This is a genomic window from Achromobacter sp. Marseille-Q0513 (assembly GCF_018195695.1).
Taxonomy (GTDB): Bacteria; Pseudomonadota; Gammaproteobacteria; order Burkholderiales; family Burkholderiaceae_B; genus Achromobacter.
In genome coordinates this window covers 1-2,609 of record NZ_JAGTJY010000331.1, presented here as the reverse complement: position 1 = coordinate 2,609, position 2,609 = coordinate 1, and the positions used below count along the sequence as shown (strand labels likewise).

2 protein-coding genes are annotated in these 2,609 nt (G+C 73.4%); one reads left to right on the top strand and one right to left on the bottom strand.

The annotated features are described in order from the left end of the window. Positions 1–40 precede the first annotated feature (40 nt). Complete coding sequence (gene ribD, locus KDH83_RS30280; protein ID WP_212322648.1) at positions 41–1,192, top strand: bifunctional diaminohydroxyphosphoribosylaminopyrimidine deaminase/5-amino-6-(5-phosphoribosylamino)uracil reductase RibD; 1,152 nt, start codon at positions 41–43, stop codon at positions 1,190–1,192. A 79-nt stretch (positions 1,193–1,271) separates the two neighbouring features. On the opposite strand, the gene KDH83_RS30275 is transcribed toward ribD, so the two are convergent. Then, positions 1,272–2,255, bottom strand: a complete 984-nt coding sequence (locus KDH83_RS30275) for a hypothetical protein (protein WP_212322645.1) — start codon at positions 2,253–2,255, stop codon at positions 1,272–1,274. Positions 2,256–2,609: the final 354 nt, after the last annotated feature.

Sequence of the window (2,609 nt, the reverse complement as noted above, 5' to 3'; positions counted from 1 at the left end):
GTCTCCCAAGGCGCGGCCGCGCGGACATACAATCCTGCGCATGACGACTGCCACCGATTACGACGATCTACACTGGATGCGACGCGCGCTGGACCTGGCGCGGACCGTCATGTACACGACTGCGCCCAATCCCCGGGTCGGCTGCGTCATCGTGCGCGACGGACGCGTGCTGGGCGAAGGCGCGACCCAGCCGCCGGGCGGCCCGCATGCCGAGGTGTGCGCCTTGCGCGACGCCCTGGCCCGTGGCGAGACGGTAGCGGGCGCCACGCTCTACGTCACGCTGGAGCCGTGCAGCCATCATGGCCGCACTCCGCCCTGCGTGGACGCCGTGCTGGCCGCCGCGCCGGCGCGCGTGGTGGTGGCGATCGGCGACCCCAATCCCCTGGTCAACGGCAAGGGTCTGGCGCGGCTGCGCGCCGCCGGCATCGCCGTCACCACCGGCGTTTGCCGGGAGGAAGCGCTGGCGCTGAACGCGGGTTTTATCTCCCGCATGAGCCGCGGGTTGCCCTGGGTCTGGATGAAGATGGCGGCTTCGCTGGATGGCCGCAGCGCGTTGCATAACGGCATGTCGCAATGGATCACCGGCCCGCAGGCGCGCGAGGACGGCCATCGCTGGCGCGCGCGCAGCTGCGTCGTGCTGACGGGCATGGGCACGGTGTTGAAGGACGATCCTCAGCTCAACGTCCGGGGCGTCGACACGCCGCGCCAGCCACGCAAGGCGGTGGTCGATGGCGGATTCGCCATTCCCGAAACGGCGCGGCTGTTCGATGGCGCGGAAGTCATCGTCTTCACCGCCCGCGAGGATGCGGCCAAGGCGCGGCGCCTGGAACAACGCAACGCACGCGTCGTCTGCCTGCCGGGGGAAACGCCCGGCAAGGTGGACCTGCCCGCCATGATGCGCTGGCTGGCCCAGGAACAATTCAATGAAGTCCACGTCGAGGCCGGCGCGGGCCTGAGCGGCGCGCTGGTATCGGCGGGCTGCGTGGACGAGCTGCTGCTGTACCTGGCGCCGGTGCTGCTGGGCGACGCGGCCGGCATGGTGCGCCTGCCGTTGCTGGAACACCTGGACGCCGCCCGGCGCTACGCCTTCATCGATACGGCGGCGATCGGCCCCGACCTGCGCTTGCGCGCGCGGGTCGAGGCCAACTGGCAGCAACTGCTGCAGCGGGTGGCCTTGCCCGATCTGAGCTGAGCGCATTGGGCAAGGCCGGCCCTGAGGGACGACCCGGACAGGATGTTGCGGCCGGCCCGGAGCCGACCGCCAGCGCGGATCAGCCCTGCGAGCGCGCGCCGCGACGCGAACGCCAGACCCACAGCGCAACACCCGCGGCGGCCGCCGCCAGCGCCAGCAGGCCGGCGGCCAGCAGGCGGCCCGGATGGTCCTGGCGCAGCCGCTCCCAGGCCTTCCAGGCCTGGACGTAGTGGAACCGGGCCGCGCCCTTGAAGTCGGGTTCCGCGCATTCCTGGCCGAAGCTGCCGCTGAACGGCACGACGGCGCCGGTTTCCACATAGCGCCGGTACATTTTCGCCGCGACGTCCGGCGAGTCGTTGATGACGAAGCGCGTGCCCTGGCACAGCACGGCAGCGTAAGCCTGCGAGCGGGCCGGCAGTTCGTCGGCCGCCTTCATCATGTGGCTGGCGGCGATCTGCCGGTAGTGGAAGCGGGCATAGGGCCGCGCCTCGCTGGCGGCGTAGCGTTCGCGCTCCTGCTGCGTGACGTAGGGGCCGGGCAGGGCGGCTTCGGCGCGTTCCGCGGGCGCGGCGGGAATGGCGTCGCCATGCTTTTGCGTCCACAGGAAGTGGTTGCGGCCCGCGCCGTAGGTATAGCTGCCGTCATAGATCGCGTAGTCGGGATCCTCTTCGTAGCCCATGATCTCCATGCCATGGCGACGGGCCATCAGCCCGGCCTGGTGCCAGGCCTGCGCCCGTCCGGTGCGGCCCCAGCCATTGCCGGCTTCGCGCAGGGCCGCGCCATAGGCGGCGGCCTGGCCGCGCGATTCGTCGTTCTCCAGCTTCGCCACGCCCGCCGTGTCGTAGCGCATGCGGGCAAAGCGCGGATCGGCCTCGGCGGGGAAATAGGGCAGCGCCTGGTCGATCATGCCCTCGCGCACCATGCGCCGCGCCAGCAGCAGGCGCAGGCGGTCAGCGGTCGGAACGGGATGCTGCCGGGCCCAGCCGTAGTAGTCGTCGCCGTCCTTCAGGTCGAACACCTTGGGCCGGGCGGGAGCGGGCGTGGCGGGCGCCTGCGCGTCCACGTACTGTTTGGGGTCGTCCCGCGGCAGCCCGCGGTCGGCGGCATAGGGGGCGTCGGTCCCGTACGGCGCCCCCGGCCCGCCCTCTTCCTTGGCGGGGCGCCCCCCGTCCCGCCGGGCGCCCCCCCCCCGCCAACCGGCCCGCGCCCTCGCACAACCGCCCCCCCGGCGCGGGAGCACACCCCTGGCCCCCCCCCCGCGGGCCCCGCCCCCGACGCCCGCCCCCGGGGCCGCGCCCGGGGCCGGGGGGCGCCCCCCCCCCCCCGCCCCGGGTCTGGGGGGGGGCGGGAGGGGGCCGGGCCCCCGCCAGTCCCGCCGCCGCCAGCACGCAGAGCGCGGTGATGGCATAGGAGCGTC